Consider the following 26,460-nt stretch of genomic DNA (forward strand, 5'->3'; position numbering starts at 1 on the left):
GCAGGGACGCGACTGGGCTTGGACGTCCACCGGCCTGTTCTAAACGGAGCGCTCGAGAGGTGCCTGTCCAGGCACTAGCATCTATTTATCTACAAACGCAAATATATAGGTAGTTACACATGAAAGATTCCATTCTTTTCGAAAGCACCACGCTGGGCCCCTACAGCCTGAAAAACCGCATCGTCCTGCCGCCGCTGACCCGTTCGCGTAGCTCGCAGCCAGGCAACATTCCCAATGACCTGATGGCGACCTACTACCGCCAGCGTACCGGTGCCGGCTTCATGGTCACCGAGGGCACCCAGATCGAGCCGCGCGGCCAGGGCTACGCCTGGACCCCGGGCATCCACAGTGCCGAACAGATCCTCGGCTGGCGCAAAGTGACCGATGCGGTACACGCCGAGGGCGGCACCATCTTCGCTCAGCTCTGGCATGTCGGCCGGGTCTCGCACACCTCGTTGCAACCCAATGGCGAAGCCCCGGTGGCGCCATCGGCGATCCCGGCCGAGGGCGTCAGCGTATTCATCGAGACAGGTCCCGGCACCGGCGCCCTGGCGCCGCCTTCGATGCCACGTGCACTGACCACCGCCGAGGTCAAGGAGCTGGTACAGCTCTATGCACAGGCCGCTCGCAACGCCCTCGACGCCGGTTTCGACGGCGTGGAAATCCACTCCGCCAACGGTTATCTGATCAACCAGTTCATTTCCGCGCACAGCAATCAGCGCGACGACGAGTACGGCAGCTCGTTGCAAAATCGCCTGCGCTTCCTCCGTGAGGTGACCCAGGCGGTGGCCGCGGTGGTCGGTAAAGACCGGCTCGGCGTGCGTTTCGCCCCGTTGTTCGCCAGCACCGACGAGGCCCGCGTATATCTCGGCCTGGTCGAAGAAAACCCACACGAGACCTATGTCGAAGCGGTCAAGGTGCTGGAAGAAGTCGGCATCGCTTACCTGTCGCTGGCCGAGGCGGATTGGGAAAACGCACCGGAGCTGCCGGAAAGCTTCCGCAGCGCGGTGCGCGAGGTCTTCAGCGGGCGCATCCTCTATGCCGGCAAATACACCGCCGAGCGAGGCAAGCGTGTGCTCGAGGCGGGCTGGGGCGATCTGGTCGCCTTCGGCCGTCCGTTCATCGCCAACCCGGACCTGCCCAAGCGGATTGCCAATGGCTGGCCGCTGAACCCGGTCGATCCGGCCAGCATGTACGGCGGAACCGCTGTCGGCTACACCGACTATCCGACCTATGGCGGATAGTCCGCTCGAGGTGCCGGCCCCCGAGCGATACGGTTCGGGGGCCGGCGCATTGTCGGTTGAGCGGGCATATCGTAATATAGCAAAAAATAGTTATCGTGCGTGACCTATGAGTATCGACGTAAGCGAAGCGCTGAAGGCGCTAGACAACCCAACACGCCTGAACATCCTCAGTTGGCTGAAGGATCCGCGTCATCATTTCCCCGAGCAGGAGGTGGATCCTGAGCAGGTCGGTGTCTGCGTGAGCATCATCCAGGATCGGGTAGGCCTGTCGCAGTCGACCGTCTCGCTGTATCTCGCTGCCTTGCAGCGGGCGCAACTGGTGACCTCACAACGCATCGGTCCCTGGACTTATTACAAACGCCATGAGCAGAACATCGCGGCGTTCCAGGTGGCCTTGAAAGCGCTGATTTGATGCCTGCTCGCAGGCGTTTTTTCAGCCCTTCAAAATCTATATTTTGAAATATGTAGGAGAGAAGATGTTAACTCCGAATTCCATTCCCTATCAGCAACAACCTGGCTTTCAGCACACCTACCGCCAAGGCCGCCTGAGCCTAGGTCTTTTCTTCCCCCTCGAAGCCTTTACCGGCGATACGCCGAGTATGCTCGACCAAGTGAACCTGGCCCAACGCGCCGAGAAGCTGGGTTTCTCTGCCCTCTGGTTTCGCGACGTGCCGTTACGCGACCCCAGCTTCGGTGATTCGGGCCAGGTCTTCGATCCCTGGGTCTACCTGGGTTTTATGGCGGCACACACTCGCTCGATTGCGCTGGGCACCGCGTCGGTCATCCTGCCAATCCGCAATCCCCTACACACCGCCAAGGCCGCAACTAGTGTCGATCAGCTCAGCGGTGGCCGCCTGTTACTCGGCGTGGCTTCCGGTGACCGTCCAGTAGAGTTTCCGGCATTCGGTGTCGACCCGGAGCAACGCGACAGCCTGTTCCGCGAATACCTCAAGGTATTTCGCGAGGTTCAGCGCAGCAGTTTCGTGCCTTTGACCTGGTCCGGCGGCACGCTTGAGGGGGCCGATCTGATTCCCAAGCCGACGACGGCGGAAATTCCTTTCTTCGTCACCGGCCATAGCCGCCAGACGCTGGAGTGGATCGCCCGCTGCAGTCATGGCTGGATCAGCTATCCGCGTGCACCGAAGACTCAGCAGCTGATTGTCGAGGACTGGCGCAAGGCGGTTCGTGCCGAATGTGGTGAACTGTTCAAACCCTTCACCCAGTCGCTATACATCGACCTGACAGATAACCCGCAGACACCACCTCGGCCGATCCACCTGGGCTATCAACTGGGGCGACATCACCTGATCCCGCTGCTGCACAGCTTGCAGGAGATCGGCGTTAACCATGTGATCATCAATTTGAAATACGGCCAACGCCCCGCAGGTGAGGTCATTGAGGAACTCGGTCAGTTCGTTCTACCTGACTTCGTCATGTCAGCATAAGCCGGCGTGGTGAGGCATCAAATCATTATCCGTGGGGATTGCTCATGAGTTTCAAGGCAGTATTGCTTAACAAGGACCAGCAGGGGTTCTCTGCTCGTGTGACTGAGCTGGAGGATGAGGACTTACCGGCCGGTAGTGAAGTGCTCATCAGCGTTGAGTACTCGACCCTCAACTACAAGGATGCGCTAGCCCTGACAGATCACTCGCCTGTGGTACGTCAATGGCCCATGGTGCCCGGAATCGATGGCGCCGGCCTGGTGCTGGAAAGCGACGACCCGCGCTTTCTATCCGGTCAGCGCGTCGTACTCAATGGCTGGGGCGCCGGCGAGCGCCACTGGGGCTGTCTGGCCCAGCGTGCACGAGTACCAGCCGACTGGCTGATTCGTCTCCCCGACAGTTTAAGCACTTGGGCAGCCATGGCTATCGGTACGGCAGGATATACAGCCGCGCTATCGGTCGATGCCGTGCAGAAGCATGGCGTACAACCCGAGGACGGTGAAGTATTGGTTACCGGTGCAACAGGCGGTGTCGGCTCGATCGCCATAGCGCTGTTGGCGGCCCAAGGCTACCGTGTGGTTGCAGCCACTGGGAAACCTCAGGAGCGCCACTACCTCGAGCAGTTGGGCGCCACGGACATTATCGAGCGCGAGGAACTGGCTGCTCCCGGCAAGCCACTCCAGAAGGAGCGCTGGACAGCCGTGATCGATGCGGTCGGCTCGCATACCCTGGCCAACGCCTGCGCCCAGACCCGCTACCGGGGGATAGTCACCGCGTGCGGACTCGTTCAAGGAATGGAGTTTCCCGCCAGTGTCGCCCCCTTCATTCTACGAGGCGTCACCCTTGCGGGAATTGATAGCGTCATGGCCCCCCACGAGTTCCGTGACGCGGCCTGGAAACGCCTGGACCGCGATCTCAACCGAGAGACTCTTTCGTCTCTCGCCGCAACCATTCCCTTGGACCAAGTTGTGGGGGCGGCGCAGAAGATCATCGATGGCAAGCTTCGTGGCCGCTTAGTGGTCGACGTAAATGGATAGTCTGGCTACTTCTGTACACAGCTCTTCACCCACTCGATCGCCATGCACTTTCTCGTCGTCGACCACCGCTTGTTGGAGCTGCACAAGAGCTCTTTTCTCAGTACCGGTCGCTGGGTCCTCTCAGCAGCGATTCCTCTTGGCTGGGCCATTGGGCTGATGACGGTGATATCACCACCGATCGTGACATTTCTGCTCTCCTTTGTGGCCGGCAGCATGGTGTTGATGGTCATTCAGGAGGAGTTTTCGGAGACAGGCTCAAGCTCTTTTCCGGTTTTTCTAGTCGGCATATGCCTCTATTCGGCGCTCGTTTCATGATTTAACCGCGCTGCGCCAACCTCAGATTTAGCTGCCACACGTCAGCCTGAATGGACAGGAGCCGAGCACGGTTATACTCAGCCAGATCAGCTCTCCGGGCTAAGGAGGTCGGTCTTGATTAAGCGGATCTACATCGGCTTGGCAATTCTGGTCGTCCTGGGTGCGGCGTTGTTTTTCGCCCTGGTCTGGCGGCCGACCATCGCCCCCATCGCTCCGGGCTCGGTTGCGGGCTTCCCCGCCGAGCTGGTTGCCAAGGGTGAAGCCTTGGCCGGCGCAGGCTACTGCGCGACCTGCCACACGGTGAAGGGCGGACAGCCCTATGCCGGCGGCTATGGAATGCCTACCCCCTTCGGTGTCATCTATTCGACCAACATCACACCCGACCCGGATAGCGGAATCGGCCGCTGGTCCGAGGCGGCATTCATGCGTGCGATGCACGGAGGCGTCTCTCGCGATGGTTCGCATCTTTATCCCGCATTCCCCTACGACCACTTCACCAAGGTCGCCGACGAGGATGTGAGGGCACTCTATGCCTTCCTCATGACGCGTGAGCCGGTGAGCGCGCCGGCGCAGCGCAATACCCTGCCGTTCCCCTTCAACATCCGCGTCCTGCAAGCCGGCTGGAAGCTGCTGTTTATGGACCAGGGCCGCTATCGGCCGGTCGCCGGCAAGAGCGAAGCATGGAACCGCGGCGCCTATCTCGCCGAGGGCTTGAGCCATTGCGCCGCCTGCCACACGCCACGCAACGTGCTGGGCGCCGAGAAAGCCGCTGACGACAGCTACGCGGGCGCGATGATCGAAGGCTGGTTCGCGCCGGCACTGACGGCTGCCAATACCACACCGCTACCCTGGACCCAAGACGAGCTGTTCACCTACCTGCGCAGCGGAGCGACTGCCCTGCACGGCGTTGCCGCGGGCAAGATGTCGGACGTCGTGCACGACCTGGGCAGGCTTCCCGACGCCGATATCCAGGCAATAGCCGTCTATTTTGCCGACCTCAACGGCTCCTCCGCACTGAAGACAGGCAGCGATGAAGCGCTGGCCAAAGCGCTGGCGACCTCCGCTCTCGGCAGCCGCCTGGAACCCGACGCCGGAGCCGTCCTGTACTGGGCAGCCTGCGGGTCATGCCACTACAACAGCGCAACGACGCCTCTCAGCGTGCGACCGGAGCTTGCCCTCAACAGTGCGCTCACCGCGGGCACCCCCGACACGTTCATCCATATCGTGATGGCTGGAATAGGTCTGGAAGAAGGCATCCCCAACGTGCTCATGCCGGCTTTCTCGCAGGCGCTGAACGATGGCGAAATCGCGAAGATTGCCGACTATCTGCGCCGAACACGCACCGAGCTGCCCGCCTGGGAGCAGCTAGAAGCGAGGGTGGCGGCAATCCGCAGGGAAAGTGCTGGCTCTGCTGACCTGAGCCCTTGATGGAAACGTTGTTCGGAGTCGCAAGATCATGACCAGATTCGAACTCAATGGTCGGGACGTCTCGGTCGAGGTGGCCGACGATACCCCGCTGCTTTGGGTGATCCGTGACGACCTCGGCCTGACCGGCACCAAATTCGGCTGCGGGATCGGCCTGTGCGGGGCCTGTACCCTGCACATCGATGGCCGCGCCATCCGCTCCTGCATCACCCCGCTGGGCGCCGTGGCTAATGCGCGGGTCACGACTATCGAGGGGCTCGATCCCAAAGGCCAACACCCGCTGCAGAAAGCCTGGATCGCGACGCAGGCGCCCCAATGCGGTTACTGCCAGTCGGGTCAGATCATGCAGGCGGCCACGCTGCTCAAGGACTTCCCTGATCCGAGCGACCAAGACATCGACGCCGTCATGAACGGTAGCCTGTGCCGCTGCATGGCCTATGTACGCATCCGCCAGGCGATCAAGCTCGCCGCGGCAGAGTTGAGAAGCGGCACAGTCCATGAAGGCACAGCCCATGAATAAGTTCGTGAATGACCCGCAGGAGGCGGGTGGCCAAGGGGTTGCGATCTCACGCCGTGGCTTCCTGATCGGCGCCACGAGCGCGGGCTTCACCCTGGCGTTTTCCTGTTCCGGCCTTGGGCTTCTCGATCCCGCCGAAGCCATCGCCAGCCAGAACTTCGAGCCGACCCTCTGGTATCGCATCGATCATGACGGCCTCGTCACCGTCAACATCGCCAAGGCCGAGATGGGCCAGCATGTCGGCACCGCGCTGGCACGCATCGTCGCCGACGAGCTGGAGGCGGATTGGCAGTCGGTGCGCCTGAACTACGTCGACACCCATCCCAAATGGGGGCTGATGGTCACCGGCGGCAGCTGGTCCGTGTGGCAGAGCTTCGAGCCACTAAGCCAGGCTGGTGCCGCCGGCCGCATCGCCCTGATCGAGGAGGGCGCCAGGCTGCTCGGCGTTGCACCCGCTGCCTGCACCGCACGCAACAGCAGGGTCCAGGCCGGCAAGCGGTCGATCAGTTATGCCGAGATCGTCCAGCGCGGCGACCTCACCCGCAGCCTTACGGCGGATGAACTCAAACGAGTCCCGCTCAAGAAACCGACCGAGCGACGGCTGATCGGCAAGGAAACCCTGGCCATCGTGTCCCCTCGAAGACCGACGGCAGCGCCCGCTATGGCATCGATGCGCGCGTCGAGGGCATGGTCCATGCCCGCCCGCTGCTGCCGCCCACACGCTACGGCGCCAAGGTGGTGTCCATCGACGATTCCGCCGCTAAAAGCGTGAAAGGCTACCTCAAGAGCATCGCCCTCGATGACCCCTCCGGCACGGTGCCAGGCTGGGTGATGGTGTATGCCGACTCCTTCACCGCCGCCAATAGTGCAGCTGAAAAAATGCAGGTGACCTGGGCTGCAGGCGACACGGCCAACGTGTCGGAGCAGGACCTGCTCGACCACGGCGCCAAACTGATCGACGATCCCGCGGTCGGCTCCCTGGTATGGCCCGATGAAGGTGTCGACGAAGCATTCGCCAAGGCGAAATCGACCTTGGAGCGTACCTACAGCACGGCGAGCGTCCTGCACTTCCAACTGGAACCGCTCAACGCACTGGCGTTCGAGAAGGACGGTATCTGGGAAATCCACACCGGCAACCAGTGGCAGTCGCTGATCCTGCCGGTACTGGCGAAGGCGCTCGGGGTCGGCCAGGACAAGATCATCATGCGCAGCTATCTGTTAGGCGGCGGCTTCGGGCGCAGGCTCAACGGCGACTATGCCGTGCCGGCGGCGCTGGCGGCCAAAGCCATCGGCAAGCCGGTGAAGATGCTCTGCACCCGCGCCGACGATGTGCGCTTCGACTCCATCCGTTCGCCCTCGATCCAACGCCTGCGCCTGGCCTTCGGCGAAGGCGGCAGCGTAATTGCCATGGAGCATCATGCCGCCGCTGGCTGGCCGACCCAGATCATGGTGCCGGACTTCATGCCCAAGGGCGCGAATGGCGTGCCTTACGACCCCTTCACGATAGCCGGGGCCGACCACTGGTATTCGGTCGGCGCGCATCGGGTACGCGCCCTGTCCAACGACCTCGCCAACCGCACCTTCCGACCCGGTTGGTTGCGTTCGGTTGGGCCGGGCTGGACCAACTGGGCCCTGGAGTGCTTCATGGATGAGGCCGCCCACTCGGTCGATGCCGATCCGCTCGCCTTCCGCCTCGCCCTGCTCGATGGCAAAGGCAGGAACGCCGGTAGCGCACCCAATGCAGTCGGCGGCGCCACCCGTCAGGCCAAGGTGCTCAAGCGCGCAGCGGAAAAAACCAACTGGGGCGGCACACTGCCGGCAGACAGCGGGCTGGGCATCGCCACCACCTTCGGTCAGGAGCGCGGCATGCCGACCTGGCTCGCCTGCGTGGCCCGCGTGAAGGTTGATCGTGCCAGCGGCGTGGTGAAGCTGGAAAAACTCACCATCGTTGTCGACGCGGGCACCATTGTGCATCCCGATGGCGCTCTCGCGCAGATGGAGGGGGCCGCCCTCTGGGGCGTGAGCATGACGCTGCACGAAGGCACGCAGATCGAGAAAGGGGAGGTGAAGGACACCAATCTCGACACCTACACGCCGTTGCGGATGGGTGACGTCCCCGAGATGGAGATCGAATTCCTCCCGAGCACCGAAGCCGCGGTCGGCCTGGGTGAGCCCGCTACCACAGTGGTCGGTCCCGCGATCGGCAATGCGATTTTCGCTGCCGTCGGCGCTCGACTTCGCCAACTGCCGATACGGCCCGCTGACATCCTGCAAGCACTCGAAAAAACATCCTGAGTCCGGGTCTTCGGGCCACATGGATCAGGTTGGCGGTCTCAAGAACAAGCGGGTGTTATCACTATGGCGGTTAGGCTTGGAATATTGGCGAAATTACGGGCAGGAAATCCGCCGCGACCCTGGAGGAAATGGAGCAAGCCCTGCGCCTGGAAGTGCACCTGCAAGCGCGGGGTTTGGACTAGATTTGTGGGGAACACTCAGACTACGACCCCTTTAGTTCGCTACAACTTCCAGCGCAACTCGCTGGTCTTTAGCAAAAATCTATAAGCTCCCGGGCCGTTCGCAGGCGGCCTGCCAATGGTTTTGATGTGAGGAAAAGTCACTAACGAAGTGTATCGGGGCGATTACTGCATCTGCCAGGCGAGCGCCTCGCAAGCATGTATCGCAAGCGGCAACTGTTTGTGCTTATCCAGCACCGTTCAGCTGTGGGTTGTGGTTACTACTTCACCGTCACGGTGAACAGCACATCCTATACCGCGTTCAAAACTCTTCAGGAGCTGCATCATTGGCTCAATGCCTATGGCCTGAAGGTGGTTGATGAGCGAAAACAGGAAATGATCACGATCAGTACAATCGTGCCGAACGCGGCCTTCAAATCCTGGCAACCACTTCAGTCCTCGATCACACCAATGACGCTGGTCCACTCGCCTGACGCGATTTTTACCGGGTGCACCTGAATCCGGGTGTCGGGCGCAAACACGAACATTGGCTTCAGTTCTTCAATGTGTGCGGCAAGCCCCTTCGACTGATGCCCGTCGGGATAATGCACGACGATATCCTGGGCGTGACTCTCCTGCAGTCGGTCCCACTTCTGGTTGGTGTAGACATCGAAGTCGAGGGTATCGAAGGTTGCCGGATGAGCCTTGCCGATACGTTCAGCCTCCTGGTACGGTTGACGGAAGTCTGGGGAGCAGGTCAGTGACGCCCAATGTGAACCAGCGAATTTTTGCAATATCTGTGACGCAGTTCTTCGATCTTTGCATTAACTGCGGCACAAACAGCCGGCAGCTGTATCGCAGAAAATGCAAAAGTCCCCCACTAAATCAAGACAGCATTTTGCATATTCTGCGACATCCGACAAAAGCTTGTCGGGGGTTTACGCCCAAACGGCCTTATTCGCCCATCTCAGCGGTATCTGAAACTCAAAATCACGTAGCAGATCATCGTGGCGGTCAACCCGATCAGGATGTACTCGATTCTGGGCAAAAAGATGACGACTCCAGTCAGCCCAAAAACGATCAGAGTGTTGGAAATTAGGTAAGGTCGTAGCTCCGGGCGCTCCATATGAGCGCGCGCTGCCGTGAACTGGCCGTGCAGATGGGGGCGACCCTTGCGGTGGACCCGACCGATACGGCGTCCACGGCACAGTGGGCCGAGGAGGGTGGTTACTTCGATGTCTGCTTCGAAGCATCCGGTTCGCCGGCAGCGATAGCTTCCACCGCATCGTTCACTCGCCTGAAAAGCTCGGTGGTGCAATTGGGCATGGGCCACAACACGGTCGAGATGCCGCTGGGCCTGCTGTTGGTCAAAGAGATCAAGCTGGTTGGCTCGTTCCGCTTCATCGACGAGTTCACCACCTCGGTGCGCTGGCTGGAGAGTGGTCGTATCGATCCGCTGCCGCTGCTGTCCGCCGAGTTCAACCAGGACCAGGTGGTCGAGGCGCTGGAGCTGGCCGGTGACAAGAGTAAAGCGGCGAAGGTACAGCTGATCTTCGTCTGAATGCCGCTTTAGTGCATCAGCCCCTCCCTTGCGAGGGGCTTTTTATGAACCGCATCGGATGATTGACCTCCATGATATTCATTACGCCTACCGGCGCACCTGCTCGTATCGCCCTGATCGGCGAATGCATGATCGAACTGCAACAACGCTCGGACGGCCAGCTGCGACAGAGCTTCGGCGGCGACACTCTGAACACCGCTGTTTATTTGCGTCGCCTGGCCCCTGCTAAATGGCAGGTGTCCTATGTCACGGCGCTGGGCGATGACAGTTTCAGCGATGCCATGTGTGCCGCCTGGGCAGATGAAGGGATCGACCTGTCGCTGGTACAGCGTTTGCCGGGACGCCTGCCGGGGTTGTATTGCATCCAGACCGACGCCCATGGCGAGCGGCGCTTTTTGTACTGGCGCAACGAAGCCGCCGTACGCGAATGCTTTACCAACACTTCGGCCGCGCAGGTGCTGACAGCGCTGGATGATTATTCGGTGTTTTATTTGAGTGGCATCACCCTGGCGGTGCTTGGTGAGGCCGGTCTTGATCGACTGTTGCCACGGCTGATTGCGGCGCGTGCTCGCGGCGCCAAACTGGTGTTCGACAACAATTACCGGCCTCGCCTGTGGCGCGACCGTCAGCACGCAGCAGACGTCTATCAACGGCTGCTGCCGCATCTGGATATGGCTTTTCTGACGCTTGACGATGAGCAGGCGCTGTTCGAGGACGCCGACGTTGAATCGATCTTCAATCGTTATCGGCAAATGGGTGTGAATGAGGTGGTGATCAAGCGCGGCGCGCAGAGCTGTCTGGTCCAGCACGAAGGTGCGTTGCATGAAATCGCTGCGACCAAGGTCGCCAAGGTGGTTGATACCACGGCCGCTGGCGATTCGTTCAACGCGGGTTATCTCGCCAGCAGGCTGGACGGCGGCACTCCACAACATGCAGCTGCCGAAGGCCATAGGCTGGCCGGGCGGGTGATTCAGTATCCGGGGGCATTGATTGCAAGGGAGGTGATGCCGGATTGACAACATGTAGCCGTTTGACTCCGGCCGGAATGGCTCAGGTAACGTCGCGGTGAAGCTGGTAGGCGATGCTACGCAACGGCACTGATAATCAACCGGATCGGGCAACTGCCTGACCCATTCATCCCGAAAGAAGCACCCTCATACCGCGATTGCGAAGCAACCCGAACAATAGTAAACCGGTCGAACCGGCGTCGGCAAAACCCTCGAATGACCAGGTGCGTAAAGTACGTAATAGCAATTGGGAACCGACGCGCGAATAGCCCATCATGGCTCTGCTGGTGCAGATGTCACTCGTCTATCAGAGGTCGGTGACCAACCCTCCGCAGCCCACGTGACCTATCAAAGGGTCAGCGAAGTACCATCAAATAGACACCGCAGGCGAGTGCCATTAGCCCAGCCGGGATGGCCAGCAAGGAGATCCGGTCGATCAGCTTGGACTGATAAATGACATCGGCGAGGTCGTCTGTCTCTGCGGATGCACGTCGCTTCAGTACGGGCACAAGGCACAGTGCATTGCCGAGAACAGCGATGCCTCCTGCCACAACTTTTAGGGCATAAATGCCGTCGAAGCGCGCAGGCTCGATGAGCAGCAATCCGGTCACCAGCACCACGCTGAAGGCGGGCATCTCGAAGAACAGATCGATCTGGCTGTGCAGCCTGGCGACTGTGAAGCCCTGACTCCGACTCTGTGCTCGGGTGCGTTCAAGCAGGTACTCGACCGCTACGACGCCCAGCCAGAAGGCCACGGCGAAAAGATGTAGTTGAAGCAAAAGGTTAAATCGCATGGTGTTCTCCTCAGTCCCTGATCAAACCTGGCGTCTTAGTTGGTGCATCGGAGCGTCTGTCGGGATGATCGCGCTCAAGAAAGCGACGCAGCCCCTCGCGGGTCTCGGGTTGATGGATGGAACGGTTGAAGCACTCCGCCTCGATGCGCAAGCCCTCAGCCAGGGGTTGACCATAGCCGCGGATCGCGGCCTCCTTGTCCGCGCACATGGCGGGTTGAGGGAGGGCACAGAGGAATTTGGCCAGCTCCATCGCAAGCTCCAGTGAGCGCCCTTTGGGGACCACTTCATTGGCCAAGCCAATGGAGAGGGCTTCAGAGGCCGAGATGACCTTGCCTGTCAGGATCAGCTCCATTGCCCTGCCCAACCCCACGATGCGCGGCAGGCGTTGGCTGCCGCCATCGGCCAGGCCAATGTTCCAGCGGCGACAGGTCACACCGAAGGAGGCGTGCTCCTCGGCGATGCGCATGTCTGCGAAGCAGGCCCATTCCAGGCCGCCGGCGTAGGCAGCGCCATTCACAGCAGCGATCACGGGCTTGTAGATGTCCGTCCAACGGCTGGGTCCGAGAATACCCGGGCGCTCGCCGCGGTCGTGCGCAGCAATCTCGTCCGCGGTGGAAGGCACCAGGTCAAATCCTGCCTCAAGGTCTCCACCGGTACAGAAAGCTTTGTCGCCGGCACCAGTGATGATCGCAACCAGAGCACTCTGGTCATCCCGGAAACGTGTCCAGGCCTCCACCAGCTCCAAGTGGGTGGTTGGCCCAATGCAGTTGCGCTTGTCTGGGCGATTGAAACGGATGACCCTGATAGGGCCGTGTGTCTCGTAGTCGATTTGGGTAAAAGCCATAGCAGCTAGCCCTCTTGTTATTGTTCTGTGCGGATGATCAATGCCACGCCACGCGCTGATTGAGCGGGAAGCGCAACCGTGGGTTGTAGACCGCGCGTTCTCCCGGCATCCCGACCGCCAGCAGCATGACTGGGATTGCGCCTTTCGGAACGGGCAGCACCTGCTTCAGACGCTTCTCATCGAAGCCCTCCATGGGGCAGGTGCTGTAGCCGTGGCTCTGGAACGCCAGCATCAGGTTCTGCGCCGCCAGCGCTGTCGACTTCACGGCCCAGAGTCGCATCTGTTCCAGGCTATTGGGCGTGCGCATGACGGGGCGCCTGAAGCCCATCAGCCTGACCATCTGTCGTTTGAGCAAACCGCGCCAACCCAACCAGCCCTGGTTGTACTGGAATGGGGCGCTGTTCTTGTAGAAATGCTCAATCGCCTTGGGCACAGCGGGTTCTGGCCAAAGCCTGAGTACATCGGCACATGCCTGTTCCCAGGTGTTCGAATGTGCGAACACGGCAATGATCAGCGGTGCTTTCGCAGCGCTCTGGCCCAAACACACAGGCTGCAGTTGTTGCAGGAGATCGGGATTGCGTACGACATGAAAAGACCAAGGCTGCAGATTGCATGAGCTAGGTGCCAGCATTGCCAGCTCCAGGCACTCCTGGATAACCGCCTTGGGCACCGCTTCGGCCGTGAAACGTCGCACTGCGCGCCGACTTTCGACCAGTGAGCGGAATACCTTGGCGGATGCAGAAAACTCTGTGCGTGGCGCGGTGGTGCTCATCAGCGGCATCCCGTGCCAGCGCGACTTTGCGTCGTTGTACTGTTGCTCTGCGCCGCAAACCAGTTGAGCACCTCGTCCCAGGCATCCGTAGCTGAAGCCCGGAAATACCCCATGTGACCGATGGGGTGCTTTTTCGTCTCGGGATGGAGATCACGCGTCAGCAACGGAGCATTGCGATAACCCTTGAGGAAGGCGTCTCGCGAGGCAGGAGGCGCCCATGGGTCATCCACCGCATTGGCGAAGACGCAGGGCATGCGGACTTCTGCATAAAGGCTGGCGACCGGAGCCATTGAGGGATCGTCGAAGAAGTAATGGGGGTGGGCACACCAGCGCCGCCAGTCTTTGTAGACACCCAGCGGCAGGTCATCGCCCATCCCCAGCATGCTCCAGGCCATGTAGCCCTTGTACGCGACGATCAGCGGCAGAACACAAGACCACAGCAGGCGAACCTTGAAGGCTTCAAGCCTGGGCATCCACCCGGCCCATCCGGCGCCAGTACCGAAGCAATAGGCAGAAGTGATCTTGTGATGATTGGGCAGCAAGCCCAGAGCATGCCCACCAAAGGAGTGGCCGACCCAGAACAGCGGAGTCCTGCCATCGTCCATGTGCTCAACGGCTGCTGCCAGATCGCGAAAGCCCCAGTCCAGGTAGGACATCTCGAAACCTTTCAGGGATGTGGGCCTGGACTCTCCGATACCTAGGTAATCGACAGTCAGGACGTTGAAGCCTTGTTTACTGGCATGCTCGGCGAAGCGGCGGTAGAAACGCTGTTGCACACCGGTCGCACCGGCCATGATCAGGTTGCCCTTCAGATTGCCCTGTGCTGAATAGCGGGTGGCGGCGAGGCGGTAGCCGTCGTCGGCCACTAGCGTCAGTTGATCAATCACCGAGAAGGTGGCGGCTGAATTAGGCAGAGTCATTCAGAGCACTCCTGCTGTTCTGCGCCAACCAGTTCTTTTCGGAGAATCTTGCCCACATTGCTCTTGGGCAAGTCGTCTCGGAAGATGATGCGGCGGGGACGCTTGTAGCTGACTAGATACTTTTCGCAGTGTGCGATCACGTGGGCCTCATCCAGATAGCCCTTGACGATGGGGGTCAACAACTCTGCCAGCTGTGAGGCCTGCTTACGTCGCGCGTCATCCGGGTGGCAACGCGCTTCATCAAGCAGGGTGCCGACCCAGGCGCAGAGCAAGCGTGCTGGCTCAATAAACAGCCGCTGCTGAACAAGGCTCGACTTGACGCCAATATGACTTAACAGAGGGTCAGCGGGTTGATCGGGGTGCGTGGCACCATTCAGCGCGCGGCCTTGCAAGCGCTCCTGGGTGTAGCGCAGCGCGTTCTGGTAAGCGACCTCGGTCAAACCTACGGTTTGGACACCGACGGCGAGCCGTGCGCTGTTCATCAGCAGGAACATGCAGGCAAGGCCACGGTTCAATTCGCCGACGCGGTAGCCCCTGGCATTCTCGAATGCCAGGGCGCATGTGGCGTTGGCACGAATGCCATGCTTGTGCTCAAGCGCGATGACCGACACCCCGTTGGCTGAGGCAGGAACCTCCAATTGGTATTTCGGCACGACGAATAGGCTGAGGCCGCCAGTACCTGCCGGGGCCCCTTCCGTTCTGGCGAGCACCAGGTGAACGATGTTCTCGGTCAGGTCGTGATCGCCGTTCGAGATGAATATCTTGGTTCCACTCAGGAGGTAGGAGCCGTCCGACTGTGTGACTGCAGTCGTGCGAATCAAACCAAGATCGCTGCCAGCCTGAGGCTCGGTAAGGCACATGGTGCCAAGCCATTCGCCACTGGCTAGCTTGTCGGAAAACAGGGATCGAACCCGCTCATCGCCGAATCGGTCGACACAACGGAGAACACCTTCGCGCACGTTGGCGAAAATGCTGAAAGACAGGTTGGTGGAGGCGAGCATCTCGTCAAAAAAGACACCTGCCGTTCCTGGGAAACCTTGCCCCCCAATGGACAGTGGGACCGTCAGAGCAGGCCAGCCGTTCTCCTGAAACAGGCGGTAAGCTGACTTGAAGCCCTGTGGGGTTTTGACCCCACCCTGTTCAAGCCTGCAACCCTCGGCATCGCCGCTGCCGTTCAAGGGCAGCAGTTGCTCATGGGTGAGCTCGGCACCGACCTCCAGAGTGGCCCTGAACAGGTCGGCGTCGATATGGTGGTGCTCTGGCAGCAGAGGCAACAGCTCTGAAAGTCGAAGAACCTTGTGAGCGAGGAAGTTGAACTCCTCCAGTGGTGCTTGGTACTGCAGCATCTCTTGCCCCTGCCTTATTGGTTAACGACCTTTGAACACCGGTTCGCGCTTCTGCATCATCGCCATGACGCCTTCACGCACGTCTTCGCTCTTGATCAGCGTGAACAGCAGTTCGTTGAGCTTGGAGAGCGCAGCATCGTCACCCTCGTCGCGCGCCTGGAAGGCAGACTGCAGGGTGGCCTTGATGGCCAGCGGTGCGGCTTTGGCGATGCGCTCGGCGTACTCGATGGCGCGCACCAGCTCTTGGCCGGACTCAACGACCTCTGTCAGCAGACGCATACGCAGAGCATCGTCAGCACCGAACTCTTCACCGGTCAGCATGTAGCGCATGGCATCGGTCCAGCCGGCAGCTTGGGTAAAGCGCACGGTGGAACCGCCAGATGGCGGAATGCCGCGCAGTACTTCCAGGTGAGCGAAGCGGGTGTTGCTGGCGGCGATTGCGATGTCGGCGTTGAGCACCAGCTCGATGCCCGCGGTCCAGCAGGTGCCTTGCACGGCGAGGACCACTGGTTTGGTGCGGCGCGGCTTCGAGACACCCCACGGGTCGATACCCTCGTCCGGGTACTTGAAGCCGCCCGAAGCCAGCTTCGGCGTCAGCTCCATTAGATCAAGGCCTGCCGTGAAATGGTCGCCGTGGGCGAACACGACGGCGCAGCGCATTTCATCGTTGCGCTCGAATTCACCCATGGCCAGGGCCAAGTCATTGAGCATGGCGCTGTCGAAAGCATTGCGTTTGCCGGCCCGGTCGAGGCCGATAAGGAACAGATGACCACGCTGCTCTCGAGTGACGCGACCCGGACCGCTGTTTGCTTCGCTCATGAGAGCTTCTCCTGACTTTATGAGGGGCTGCCTGGTTTTTTCCAAGCTGAAGATACTTACCGAATGTTCGGTTAGCTGAAACTAAACAAACATTCGGTAACCGTCAAATTGTTGCAGCAAGGCTTATGACGTAGAATCAGCGAGGATTATCGAGAGCAGGTTTACCCCGTGCGCCCATTGAAAGTATCCCGCGATGAACTGCTGCAGCGCTGCGCCAACACTTTTAAGCGTCTCGGCTACCACGGCACCACCATGGATGCCTTGTCGGTTGCTTGCGGGCTGACCAAGGCGTCCTTCTACCATCACTATCCCAACAAGGAGTCGCTTCTGAGGGATGTGCTGGAGTGGACCCATGGGCGCTTGAAGCAATCGCTGTTCTCCATCGCTTTCGATGAAAGCCTGACTCCTCAGGAGCGACTCACAAGCATGGGGCGCAAGGCAAAGAAACTCTTCCAGGACGACTCGATTGGATGCTTGATGGGTGTTGTGGCAGTCGATGCCGCTTATGGGAAGGTCGATCTCATGAAGCCGATTCGGCACTTCATGGATGACTGGGCCGCCGCATTCTTCAAGCTCTACAGCGTCGGGCACAGCCAGGAGGACGCGCAGAATCTGGCGCGACAGCTGGTGGCTGATTTCGAAGGGGCTATTCTGCTGGCTCGTATCTATGGCGATCCGAGATACATAGATGCGGTCACTGAGCGTGGACTGCGGCAGCTGGAGCCCGCGGGTGCTGGTGGCTAGGCCAGTTCCCGTGCAAAACTCCGTTTCACTTCCTGCCAGATAAGGTCGAGCGGTGCCGCGCTGCGCGCGGCTCGGCACAGGGCAACAGAGCCCTCGATAGAGGCAATGGCCAGCAGCGCCAGGCTGCGTGAGCGAACGTCGGTCACTCCGGCCTCCTGCAGCGACCGGCCGACAATCTCCTGCCACTCACCAAAGATAGCGTTGGCTTGATCCAGTAACTGCAGCTGGATCTGAGCTTCGAGCTCCGGTTCAGGCTCGCCGCGCTGGTCGGAAGAGTACTGCTCAACCGCCACGGCCAGCACTGCACAGCCGGCTTGGAAGGCTGTCTCTTCAAGCGTTTTTCGCCACAAGGCAACGAAGAGCTCCATGCCTTTCACAGGGCCATGTTTGCTCAGCAGCTGTGCCAGCGGCTCGCTGACTTCCCGGCCGGCGTGCTCCACGGCTGCTTCGAGCAGTTGGCGCTTACCGCCAGGGAAGTGGTGGGTGATGGAGCCGCGTGGCGTGTTCGAGTGGCGCACGACCTCGCGCATGCTGGTTGCAGTCATCCCCTTGCGGCGCAGTAGATCCGCAGCGCCGACGATCATTCGGTCACGAGTGGAAGTAGTCATCTTAATAAATTATGCCATCTGTCATATTATGGTGTAGCCTCAGGCTCGACTATGCCACTTGTCATAGTCGTACATCCACCTATTCCGCTACGAGGCACCGAAAAGATGACTGCTCGTCCTAAGCTCCCCAATCCGATCGATTCTGTAGTTCTGGCATCGTTGGACACTCCCGATGGATGGCTTGAGTACCCGCTGGGCAATGATGTGATCGAGGGCAATCCGGACACTCGGATGAAGCTCTTGCGAACCGTTGGCGTGAAAACCCCGCACAAGTCCGTGGCGTTCTTCACCTCTCGTCCTGCGAAGTTTCATTGGCGCTTCGAAAACGATGAGGCTTTTGTGCTGATCGAAGGTCGTATCGCAATCACTATGGACACTGGTGAGAGGTTCGAAATGGTTGCGGGGGATGCCGTATCGATTCCGGCTGGGCACACGGGGGTCTGCGAGGTCTTCGAGTTCAGCCGGAAATTCACCGTGGTTACCAGTGGAATCGCTGATTAACGGTAGACCTATGAAGGTGACCATGTCTCTGTAGCCGCGTACGCTGGAAAAGACATCATCGACTCGGTCGGTGGGTGTTCGTAGGTTGAGGACAACACGGCACCGAGTCGATCACCCAACAGATTCCAGGCGCGTTTCTTCTCTTCGGCATAATCGTGATGCAGATAGTGTCGCCTCACCCGGGAGCCGGCAAGCACATGGTTCTGACATCGATCAATGACGTCCAGGCTGACCCCCAAGGCCTGCATCATGGTCGCGCCTGTGCGGCGTAGGTCATGCGGTGTCCAGTCGCCATTCTGGCCGTCGGCAAGCACCAGTGTATCGTCATGGCGACGTCTGGAGAGGGCTTTGCGGTTTTTGAATCGGGCCTGGCGGTCACCCACCTGCTTACTCACCACTTTCACGTCCACATGCCCATCATCCTGCTTGTTCGGAAAGCACCATTGAGTATCGCCCGTCATGGTCTTGAGTTCCTGAAAGAAGTGCAGGGCAAAGGGTGAGAGGAAAACATAATGGTCTTGTTTTTTGCGCCGGCTGCCTTTGACGTTCCCGCTCGGGATGAACCAGGTATGGTTCTCCAGATCGACATTCTTCCATTCGGCCTGAAGCAGTTCACCGATCCGGCATAACGTTCCCAAACAGATCCAAAGCGCAAGTTGGGACTCTGATTTCAGGGGGCGAATTCCACCGTACTTCTCGCCGGCAGGTAGCGCTGCATAGTCGGTAGTCATTTTCTGAAAGCGTTGGTGTAATTCTTGAAGTTCGGTGGAGGAGAGGGTCCGAGTACGTTCCTCTTGGTAGTCACTGGGTACAAGCTTATCGATTTCGACCAAGTCTGCTGGATTTCCGTCGATCAGCAGTGTTCGCCATGGCTGTCGTTTCTGGGCCCATCCAAACATCTGAACGATATCCGAAAAAAGACTAATGGCTTGGCGAGTAGCGCCGCGAGCCATGACGGAACGCACCAGACCCCGCAGGTCATGCTCACTGACTGTACTGATGACTTTTGAGCCAACGGCGGGGTAAAGATCTTTCGCGAATTTTCTCCGTAGCTCGGCATTACCATCCTTTCGTGCCACACCATCGCGAAGCCATTCTCCCGCTAGGTCTAGCAGCGTTAGCTCCATAGATTTTTGCTGATCGGCTTCTGCGAGTTGTGCAGCCAGCTCCGCTTTCAGTCTGACCTTCCCTGCGCGCTTGTTCTCATTAGGATTGATCCCTTTTGCTACAAGGTCTCGTGCTTCGTTGCGCTCCTTGCGGATTTCGGTCAACGACTTGTTTGGCCAGGTACCACACGAGAAGCGGGTGTAAATCCTTTCCCAGCGAAACTGGAAGTAAAAGGGGATGGCGATACCTTTTTTGCGGAGTGAAACCCTGCCCGCGAGGCTGCCTTCGTCGCGTATGATGATGCCGACATCCTGCTCGGTCAGTGCTTCCAATTCCTTGGCAGTGAGCTTGGCCATAATCAACCTCCTGATAAGTTTACTCCCACATTTACTCCCACTAATTCGTCAGCTAAGGGTAGATCAGGATAGAGGTCGTTGGAAGAGTGAAGCGCTCAAAGGCCTTGTTTTACTGGGTTTGAGGATTCTATAGGGGCGCAGCGCGAACCAGGGATGCATAATGCATAACTGAATGGGGTGCTAGGGGTCGAGTGTTCGAATCACTCCGTCCCGACCATATAATTCAAGGGGTTGCGAGATTTTATCTCGCGACCCTTTTTTATTTTTGTTCTTTTTACCCCCACAAAATTACTTGCAGTTGTTCCTCTGAAGTGGGCATGGACCACTGCATATTAAGTATTCACATCCGGTCCTAACCTTACTGCCTCGCTCATCTCGGTTTCTGACCTTCGACTTCGATCCTTCGATGTTGGCTCACCTGTTGAGCACAGTACCTCGGCCGCGCCATTCAAAAACTTGTCTGCAATTGGGGACACCAGTCAGCGTCGATTTTTTCGTTACGTGAAGGGTGCGGGTTCCTCCCTGCTTGCCCGGTGACTCCGCATTTAACGGAATTCACGGCCTTCATTGAAAAACTTCCCCTCGCCTGAATAGGTAAGTACTTGCTGAAAGCCTCACATGGACGTTCGCTTACGGCTGAGCAGGTCGCCGCGGGCTCGATGAGGCCGCAGGGCTGCGGCATTCATCGGTACTGGCGGCGGAATTAATCAAGGCGCTGGCGATTCTGTGGGGGGCGGTATCGAACCTGACCTTGGTCTTTGCAATGCCGCTGCTTACCTGGGCTGTTCGTTCCAGTGCTGGTTGGCTGGCTTTGGTTACGCCAGGCGTTAGTTGCAGGGCGGAGGCAAGGCGCTATGGCGGGACATCAAACCTTCAATATCGTTCTGATAATAGAATTAAATACTGTATAAAGAATAATGCAGGATAAACTGCCTGCCTAGTCATGCTCTATAAAAACAAAAACGGTAACCAACATGCCATTTCTGAAAGGCTTCTCAATCGGCGCCAAGCTCCTCGTGCTGCCCGGGTTATTTGTGCTCGCTCTTCTGGTTGTCTCGGGTCTGGCCTATCGCGGGCTGGCCAAGCAACAAGCGGTAATCGAGGAAATCGACCAGTTGCGTTTCCAGCAGTATCGGCAAGTGTTAGAAACCTCGGCCGCCTCGCAGGCGGCGATGGTCGGCGCCTATGCCACAGGCGCGCGCATCCTTGAATCCAGTGGTCAAGCTTCTGCGGAGGACCTTGAGTCATATCTTGAGGATATGCAGGCCAGTGTCGACGACATGCGTGCCGGGCTGGACAAAGTGGCCCGTGAAACTCGCTTGGGCAAAGAGGAGAGAGCGCTCTATCAAGCGGTGCAGGAGCAGGCCGCAGTGGTCGGCGAGGGGCTTGCCGAATTCAAGCGCACTGCTTTGAGCGACCAGATACAGGCTGCCTCGCTGCTGGGTCGGGTGCGTGCCGACAACAATGGCTTGCAAGGTCAATTCAACCGGCTGTTGGGTCTACAAGCCGAGCTGACCTCTGGCGCCTTCGCTGAGGCGGGCGCAACACAACAGCAGGTCTCACGGATGCTCGTGGCGGTGCTGCTGGGTGGCAGCTTAATGGCTGTGTTAGTCAGTCTTTTGTTGCGTGCGCAAATCATCCGGCCCATCCGGGAAATCGAGAGGGCGTCGATCGAGTTGCGCGATGGCGACCTGACCCGACGCGTGCGGGTCATGGGTCGAGACGAGATTGCCCATACGGCTCAAGCATTCAACGAACTCATCGATAGCTTCCAGCAGGCCATGCGCCAGGTTGCCGGAGTCGCGGCATCGGTCGGCGCCTCGGCAGAGGAGCTGGTGGGCGCTTCGGCGCGGGTGGCGCAAAGCTCTACGGCGCAGGCCGGTGCGGTGGGCGCGGTGTCGATGACCATCGAGCAGATGAGCGACGGTATTGCGGCAATCTCCAGTCATGCTGAAAGCCTGCGCAGCTGCGCCGAAGCCAGTTTGCGCGGTGCGCAGGATGGACACTTGGCCTTATCGCGACTGCTTGAGAAAATCGACAGCGTGCGCCATGCCTTCTCCGCGATCCGCGGCTCGGTGGGCGATTTTGTCGAAAGTACGACAGCGATTACCGCCAGCATCGGTCAGGTCAAGGACCTCTCCGCGCAGACGGGCATGCTGGCGCTCAATGCGGCCATCGAAGCGGCGCGTGCCGGAGAGAGGGGGCGCGGCTTCAGCGTGGTGGCCGACGAAGTGCGTAACCTGGCACAACGCTCTGCGCTGGCGGCCAACTCGATCAACCAGCTGACGTTGAAGCTGGAGAGCCAGTCCGGGATCGTCGACCAGGCATTGAGCGCGGGCACTGTGGCATTGGAAGAAAGCGGCCGGCTGCTGAGTGAGTTGGAAAGCACCCTGCAGCAGGCAACGGAACTGGTGGGTGACTCTACGCGCGGGGTTGACCGGATCGCCGATGCGGTAAGCGTGCAGAGCGAGGGTGGGCGAGGCATCGTGGCCAACGTCGAGCACATCGCACGCATGGCCGGCGAGGGTGATGCGATCACCCATCAGGTATCCGGAGCCGTGGTGTCTTTGCGCGAGCTGTCCGATGAGCTGAATGTGGCGGTGGGACGTTTTCGCTACGAGGCCTGATTCGCTTGAGACTTCGCCGTCCTGAATATCAGCAGCAGCGGTATGACGCCGATGGATAACCACATCAGCAGCTTGAAGTCATCCAGGTAAGCCACCCAGCTGGCCTGCACAGTGATCAAGCCATCCAGTGCTGCACGCCCGCTGGCGGTCAATGGATTGAGCTGATGGTTGACAGGCCAGGCATCGAACAGGCGGTTGAACGGCGTCACGTATGCACCGATTTCGGCATGGTTTATCTGGGTGTTTTGCGCCAGCAGCACCGTAACGATCGAGATGCCAACGCTCGAACCGACGTTGCGTGACAGGTTGTACAGGCCCGTGGCTTCGCCTCGCAAATGCGGGGGCAGGGTGGTAAAGGCGATGGTGGTCAGCGGGACGAACAACAGACCCAGGCTCGCGCCCTGAATAAAGCCGACGTAGATGATGGTGTCGATGGACACGGCCGGCGTCCAGCCGGTCATCATGTACATCGACCAGGCGGACAGCAACAAACCGCAAAACAGTATCCAGCGAATATCCACTTTGCCGATGATCTTCCCGGCAAGGAACATGCTGAGCATCGTCCCCAGTCCGCGTGGCCCCATGACCATGCCGGCGGTGAGCACCGGGTACCCCATCAGGGTTTGCAGGTAGGGTGTCATCAGTGCCAGCGAGGCCAGGTAGGTGATGCCAATGATAAAGATAAACACCACCGCCACCGAGTAATTGCGATCTTTGAACAGCTTCAGGCTGATAAAGGGCTTGTCATGAGTGAAGGTGTGGACAATGAAGATGTACGAAGCGACGGCGGCCACCAGCGCTTCCAGGATGATTTCCCCGGAGTCGAACCAGCCCAGTTGTTCGCCGCGGTCGAGGAACAATTGAATCGACATGATCGCCACGCTGAGCGAGCCAAAGCCCAGCCAGTCCAGGCGTGCAGTCTTGTCGGCCGGGGTTTCCCGTATGAAGCGGGTCATGCCGATAAAGGCCAGCAACCCGATAGGCAGGTTGATGAAGAACACCCAGCGCCAGCTGAGGTGTTCCGTCAGCCAGCCGCCGAGCATCGGACCTAATACCGGGCCGACCATGACCGATACCCCGAACAGGGCCACTGCCGACCCTCGGTCTTTCTGCGGGTAAATATCCAGCAGAATGCCTTGCGATAAGGGCACCAATGCCGCCCCGGCCACCCCTTGCAGCAGGCGGAACAGGATGATTTCTTCCAGGGAGCGGGCGATGCCACAGAGCACCGAGGCCAATACAAAACCGAAGATCGACCACAGCAATACGCGCTTGCGACCGAAGCGTCGGGCAAGGAATGCCGAGGGCGGCGTCATGATGGCTGTGGCGACGATGTAGGAAGTCAGCACCCAGTTAATCTGATCGGCGCTGGCCGATACGCTGCCCTGCATAAAGGGCAGTGCGACGTTGGCGATGGTGGTGTCCAGCGCCTGCATGACCACCGCCAGCACCACGCACAGTGTGATCAGTACCCGCAGCGGCGAGGGCGGCAGCGGTCCGGACACGTCATTCATGATGGCGTGCGAGCAGGTTTGCCAGTGGCTTGGGCAGGCCTCGTGCGGTGCCGGTGTCGATATCTACCACGGCGCTCATGCCATGGCGCAGCGCCGGTTTGCCGACAGCATCGTCGATATGGATGCGTACCGGAATGCGCTGCACGACTTTCACCCAGTTGCCCGTGGTGTTCTGGGCCGGCAGCAGGGAGAAGCTCGAACTGGAGGCCGGGCTGATGCTTTCCACGGTGCCATGCCAGGTGATACCCGGATAAGTGTCTACCTCGATGGTGACGCCCTGGCCAATCCGGGCGTTGGTCAGCTCGGTTTCTTTCGGGGACGCCGCGACCCACAGTCGCTCGCTGGAGACCAGGCTGAAGCCCGATTGGGGTGGTTGCAGATACGCGCCCACTTGCAGCGAGTCAACGTTGGTGACGACGCCGTCGAACGGGGCGATGACCACGGAGTTTCGCAGGTTGCGTTCGGCTTCATTCAGGGCCGCCAGCGCCTGCAAGTAGGAAGGATGCTGCTCAAGTGGTCTGTCCAGGCGCCCACCCAGTTGGGCCAACGCCGCGGCAGCCTGGGCCTTGGCGACCGATACTTGCTGACGGGTATTGTCGAGGTCCTGGTGGGCGTCGTCGTAGATAGTCCTTGAGACGGCGGCAACGCTGACCAGCTTTTCCAGCCGTTGCAGATTGGTCTGGTAAAACGGCAATTTGGCTTCAGCCTGGGCGATTTCGGCCAGAGATTGGTTGTAGCTCGCCTTGAGGTAGAGGATCTGGTTGCGCGCGTTCTCCAGCTGCGCCCTGGCGCTGGCCACGGCGATTTCAAACGGCTCGGGCTTGAGGCGGAACAAGACCTGGCCTTTGCTCACGGTCTGGTTGTCACTGACTTCAATGGCCGCGACGATCCCGGCGACATCGGTTGAAACTCCCACCCGCTCGGCCTGGATATAAGCGTTGTCGGTACTCACGACCTGGCCACCCAACACATACCAGGCGGCGCAGGCCACGACACTGATCGGTGCCAGCAAAAACAGACCGATGCGCCAGCGTTGGCGCGCCGTGTCATTCGGTTCTTGAGCATCGCCATCAAGGGCGGAAGCCTCGGGCGCCTGCATCCGGGGTTTTTCCACGGGCTCGAGCGGTCGGGCTTCGGCGTGCACGGCAGGGCGCTGCAATGTCGGCTCAGCCATGTTTCACCTCGCGCGCAACGTCATGGAGGACAAAGCCGAGGGTGGATTGGGTCATCGTCAGCGCACCTTGGAGTTAATGAGCAAGCTAATGGTAATCAGGCTTATGGATTGCTCGCTAGCTATTTTCCATTAGAACATGATCACTAATAGAAGAAATGTCCATTTGTAGGTGGCCTAAAGAGCGGCAATGTGTCTATTGAACCAAGGTTCGTAGAGGGTTGTGGCCACATCTTGCGGTTTTCGTTGGCTGTAAATAATTTCAACAGAAAACAAAATACTGTTTATTTGTGTTTGCTCTCTCTGCCGCGAAGCACTACAGTTAGCGCTGACTGCGTTCAACGCATTTGCCCAAGACCAATAACAAAGAGGCAGCCCGATGATGACCCCTGGCTGGTGGGCCATGGCGCTTTGCGAGGCCGTGAAAGATCAAGTGCCATTGGCCGTGGCCTTTGCCGGCGAGGAACTGGTCCTGTTCCGAAACGCAGCCGGCCAGGCCTTTGCCCTGGAAGACCGTTGCCCACATCGGCGGGTGCCGCTGGCTTTGGGGCGAGTCGTCGAGTCCGGTCTGCAGTGCGGTTATCACGGCTGGACCTTTGATGGCGCCAGTGGTGGCTGTACGCAGATCCCCAACCTGCATACCGATGAGCGTGTGCCTGCACGTTATGCCGCGCGTGCCTTTGCGGTCAGCGAGGCGAATGGTTTTGTCCATGTGTGGTTGGGTGAAGGGGCACCGCAAGGGCAATTGCCCAGCAGCGACTACCAACCGGGCGGACGCGAATTTACCGGTTCCACCATCGTCAACATGAGTCACGACCAGTACCTGGACGCGATGCTCGACGGCCCGGAATGCTTGCTCGGGTTTGCCCATGTGCGCCTCACCGATTTTTTCCTTGGCGATCTGCGCAGCGAGCAGGGGCGGGTGGTTCTGGAGCGAGGTGCGGTATGGACCACACAAATCCTGCCTTCGCAGTTTGTGGTGGATTACCCCTTGATCGTGCGCACCGCGGTCCCCTTTAACGGCGGTACTGTTCGAGTGGATTTGCTGAGCGAAGATGAATTGCCGCTGGTGACGCTGATGATCGCCACCGGTGCCAACCGTCGTGGCACAACCAGTTTGTGCTGGCGTGGTTTTGTGCATGAGCACGTACACCTCAGGGCACCCCTGCGTTGGCGTCTGGCCCGCCTGCGCAAACAGGCGCCGTTCCAGGTGAACAGCCGGATCGACGGCACAGCCGTCGCGGCCTTGTTGCAAACCTCATCCCGCGAACTGCGTGAGTTGCGCCAACCGACCCTGATTCCCGTCAGCGCAGTCGTCTGAGCACAGGAGCTCCCA

At 59.6% G+C, this 26,460-nt stretch carries 26 protein-coding genes; 15 read left to right on the forward strand and 11 right to left on the reverse strand.

Annotated elements, in window-relative coordinates:
- Nucleotides 1-119 precede the first annotated feature (119 nt).
- The 9 genes from ACRESJ_RS25355 to ACRESJ_RS25395 all read left to right on the forward strand — a co-directional run bounded on the left by ACRESJ_RS25355 (nt 120) and on the right by ACRESJ_RS25395 (nt 8,275).
- A complete protein-coding gene (locus ACRESJ_RS25355; RefSeq protein ID WP_032902060.1) occupies nt 120-1,244 on the forward strand; it encodes an alkene reductase in 1,125 nt (374 codons plus the stop codon).
- 106 nt (nt 1,245-1,350) lie between these two features.
- The gene (locus tag ACRESJ_RS25360; protein WP_017735055.1) at nt 1,351-1,656 is read left to right on the forward strand and encodes an ArsR/SmtB family transcription factor; all 306 of its coding nucleotides are present in this window, start codon (nt 1,351-1,353) and stop codon (nt 1,654-1,656) included.
- A gap of 64 nt (nt 1,657-1,720) precedes the next feature.
- A complete protein-coding gene (locus ACRESJ_RS25365) occupies nt 1,721-2,689 on the forward strand; it encodes an LLM class oxidoreductase (protein WP_044275553.1) in 969 nt (322 codons plus the stop codon).
- A gap of 44 nt (nt 2,690-2,733) precedes the next feature.
- Nucleotides 2,734-3,723: an MDR family oxidoreductase gene (locus ACRESJ_RS25370; protein ID WP_431760358.1), complete on the forward strand. Its 990-nt coding sequence runs from the start codon at nt 2,734-2,736 to the stop codon at nt 3,721-3,723.
- Nucleotides 3,724-3,765: 42 nt separating this feature from the next.
- The gene (locus tag ACRESJ_RS25375) at nt 3,766-4,038 is read left to right on the forward strand and encodes a hypothetical protein (RefSeq protein WP_431760359.1); all 273 of its coding nucleotides are present in this window, start codon (nt 3,766-3,768) and stop codon (nt 4,036-4,038) included.
- 114 nt (nt 4,039-4,152) lie between these two features.
- Complete coding sequence (locus ACRESJ_RS25380) at nt 4,153-5,466, forward strand: cytochrome c (RefSeq protein ID WP_431760360.1); 1,314 nt, start codon at nt 4,153-4,155, stop codon at nt 5,464-5,466.
- A gap of 28 nt (nt 5,467-5,494) precedes the next feature.
- On the forward strand, nt 5,495-5,983 hold the full coding sequence (locus ACRESJ_RS25385) for a (2Fe-2S)-binding protein (protein WP_090439256.1): 489 nt from the start codon (nt 5,495-5,497) through the stop codon (nt 5,981-5,983).
- Nucleotides 5,976-6,752: a molybdopterin cofactor-binding domain-containing protein gene (locus ACRESJ_RS25390; protein WP_431760361.1), complete on the forward strand. Its 777-nt coding sequence runs from the start codon at nt 5,976-5,978 to the stop codon at nt 6,750-6,752. Before ACRESJ_RS25385 ends, ACRESJ_RS25390 begins: the two co-directional genes overlap by 8 nt.
- Entirely contained in the window at nt 6,668-8,275 is a 1,608-nt protein-coding gene (locus tag ACRESJ_RS25395) for a xanthine dehydrogenase family protein molybdopterin-binding subunit (RefSeq protein WP_431760362.1), read from the forward strand. The genes ACRESJ_RS25390 and ACRESJ_RS25395 overlap by 85 nt, the downstream gene beginning before the upstream one ends.
- Nucleotides 8,276-8,885: 610 nt before the next feature.
- Here ACRESJ_RS25395 and ACRESJ_RS25400 read toward each other — a convergent pair.
- A complete protein-coding gene (locus ACRESJ_RS25400) occupies nt 8,886-9,227 on the reverse strand; it encodes a nuclear transport factor 2 family protein (RefSeq protein ID WP_322144353.1) in 342 nt (113 codons plus the stop codon).
- Nucleotides 9,228-9,559: 332 nt separating this feature from the next.
- On the opposite strand from ACRESJ_RS25400, the gene ACRESJ_RS25405 reads away from it, so the two are divergent.
- Both ACRESJ_RS25405 and ACRESJ_RS25410 read left to right on the forward strand, forming a co-directional pair.
- The gene (locus tag ACRESJ_RS25405; protein ID WP_431760363.1) at nt 9,560-9,994 is read left to right on the forward strand and encodes a zinc-binding dehydrogenase; all 435 of its coding nucleotides are present in this window, start codon (nt 9,560-9,562) and stop codon (nt 9,992-9,994) included.
- A 71-nt stretch (nt 9,995-10,065) separates the two neighbouring features.
- Nucleotides 10,066-11,010, forward strand: coding sequence for a sugar kinase (locus tag ACRESJ_RS25410; RefSeq protein ID WP_431760364.1), 945 nt, complete (start codon nt 10,066-10,068; stop codon nt 11,008-11,010).
- 347 nt (nt 11,011-11,357) lie between these two features.
- On the opposite strand, the gene ACRESJ_RS25415 is transcribed toward ACRESJ_RS25410, so the two are convergent.
- The 6 genes from ACRESJ_RS25415 to ACRESJ_RS25440 are packed head-to-tail and all read right to left on the reverse strand — an operon-like array spanning nt 11,358 to nt 16,496.
- Nucleotides 11,358-11,795 (reverse strand): hypothetical protein, encoded by a 438-nt coding sequence (locus ACRESJ_RS25415; RefSeq protein WP_032902057.1) that lies wholly within the window; start codon nt 11,793-11,795, stop codon nt 11,358-11,360.
- Between the two features lie 10 nt (nt 11,796-11,805).
- Nucleotides 11,806-12,639, reverse strand: coding sequence for an enoyl-CoA hydratase/isomerase family protein (locus tag ACRESJ_RS25420; RefSeq protein ID WP_431760365.1), 834 nt, complete (start codon nt 12,637-12,639; stop codon nt 11,806-11,808).
- A 37-nt stretch (nt 12,640-12,676) separates the two neighbouring features.
- A complete protein-coding gene (locus ACRESJ_RS25425) occupies nt 12,677-13,411 on the reverse strand; it encodes a nitroreductase family protein (RefSeq protein ID WP_032902085.1) in 735 nt (244 codons plus the stop codon).
- Nucleotides 13,411-14,331, reverse strand: a complete 921-nt coding sequence (locus ACRESJ_RS25430) for an alpha/beta hydrolase family protein (protein ID WP_431760366.1) — start codon at nt 14,329-14,331, stop codon at nt 13,411-13,413. Before ACRESJ_RS25430 ends, ACRESJ_RS25425 begins: the two co-directional genes overlap by 1 nt.
- Nucleotides 14,328-15,677, reverse strand: a complete 1,350-nt coding sequence (locus ACRESJ_RS25435; protein ID WP_431760367.1) for an acyl-CoA dehydrogenase family protein — start codon at nt 15,675-15,677, stop codon at nt 14,328-14,330. The genes ACRESJ_RS25430 and ACRESJ_RS25435 overlap by 4 nt, the downstream gene beginning before the upstream one ends.
- A gap of 21 nt (nt 15,678-15,698) precedes the next feature.
- Nucleotides 15,699-16,496, reverse strand: a complete 798-nt coding sequence (locus tag ACRESJ_RS25440; RefSeq protein ID WP_032902051.1) for a crotonase/enoyl-CoA hydratase family protein — start codon at nt 16,494-16,496, stop codon at nt 15,699-15,701.
- A gap of 168 nt (nt 16,497-16,664) precedes the next feature.
- On the opposite strand from ACRESJ_RS25440, the gene ACRESJ_RS25445 reads away from it, so the two are divergent.
- Nucleotides 16,665-17,240 (forward strand): TetR/AcrR family transcriptional regulator, encoded by a 576-nt coding sequence (locus ACRESJ_RS25445; RefSeq protein ID WP_032902049.1) that lies wholly within the window; start codon nt 16,665-16,667, stop codon nt 17,238-17,240.
- Here the strand turns inward: ACRESJ_RS25445 and ACRESJ_RS25450 are convergent.
- The gene (locus tag ACRESJ_RS25450) at nt 17,237-17,848 is read right to left on the reverse strand and encodes a TetR/AcrR family transcriptional regulator (protein WP_032902047.1); all 612 of its coding nucleotides are present in this window, start codon (nt 17,846-17,848) and stop codon (nt 17,237-17,239) included. The genes ACRESJ_RS25445 and ACRESJ_RS25450 overlap by 4 nt on opposite strands.
- A 105-nt stretch (nt 17,849-17,953) precedes the next feature.
- On the opposite strand from ACRESJ_RS25450, the gene ACRESJ_RS25455 reads away from it, so the two are divergent.
- Nucleotides 17,954-18,349 (forward strand): cupin domain-containing protein, encoded by a 396-nt coding sequence (locus tag ACRESJ_RS25455; RefSeq protein ID WP_050587208.1) that lies wholly within the window; start codon nt 17,954-17,956, stop codon nt 18,347-18,349.
- Nucleotides 18,350-18,357: 8 nt separating this feature from the next.
- Here the strand turns inward: ACRESJ_RS25455 and ACRESJ_RS25460 are convergent, their stop codons facing one another.
- Nucleotides 18,358-19,812 (reverse strand): tyrosine-type recombinase/integrase, encoded by a 1,455-nt coding sequence (locus tag ACRESJ_RS25460; protein ID WP_431760368.1) that lies wholly within the window; start codon nt 19,810-19,812, stop codon nt 18,358-18,360.
- A gap of 974 nt (nt 19,813-20,786) precedes the next feature.
- On the opposite strand from ACRESJ_RS25460, the gene ACRESJ_RS25465 reads away from it, so the two are divergent.
- Nucleotides 20,787-22,439, forward strand: coding sequence for a methyl-accepting chemotaxis protein (locus ACRESJ_RS25465; protein ID WP_149417029.1), 1,653 nt, complete (start codon nt 20,787-20,789; stop codon nt 22,437-22,439).
- Here the strand turns inward: ACRESJ_RS25465 and ACRESJ_RS25470 are convergent.
- A complete protein-coding gene (locus ACRESJ_RS25470) occupies nt 22,427-23,953 on the reverse strand; it encodes a DHA2 family efflux MFS transporter permease subunit (protein WP_057005023.1) in 1,527 nt (508 codons plus the stop codon). The genes ACRESJ_RS25465 and ACRESJ_RS25470 overlap by 13 nt on opposite strands.
- The gene (locus ACRESJ_RS25475; RefSeq protein WP_057005024.1) at nt 23,946-25,127 is read right to left on the reverse strand and encodes an HlyD family secretion protein; all 1,182 of its coding nucleotides are present in this window, start codon (nt 25,125-25,127) and stop codon (nt 23,946-23,948) included. The genes ACRESJ_RS25470 and ACRESJ_RS25475 overlap by 8 nt, the downstream gene beginning before the upstream one ends.
- A gap of 376 nt (nt 25,128-25,503) precedes the next feature.
- On the opposite strand from ACRESJ_RS25475, the gene ACRESJ_RS25480 reads away from it, so the two are divergent.
- Complete coding sequence (locus ACRESJ_RS25480) at nt 25,504-26,445, forward strand: Rieske 2Fe-2S domain-containing protein (protein ID WP_126588865.1); 942 nt, start codon at nt 25,504-25,506, stop codon at nt 26,443-26,445.
- Nucleotides 26,446-26,460: the final 15 nt, after the last annotated feature.

The sequence above is a fragment of the Pseudomonas sp. genome, from assembly GCF_050739655.1.
Taxonomy (GTDB): domain Bacteria; phylum Pseudomonadota; class Gammaproteobacteria; order Pseudomonadales; family Pseudomonadaceae; genus Aquipseudomonas.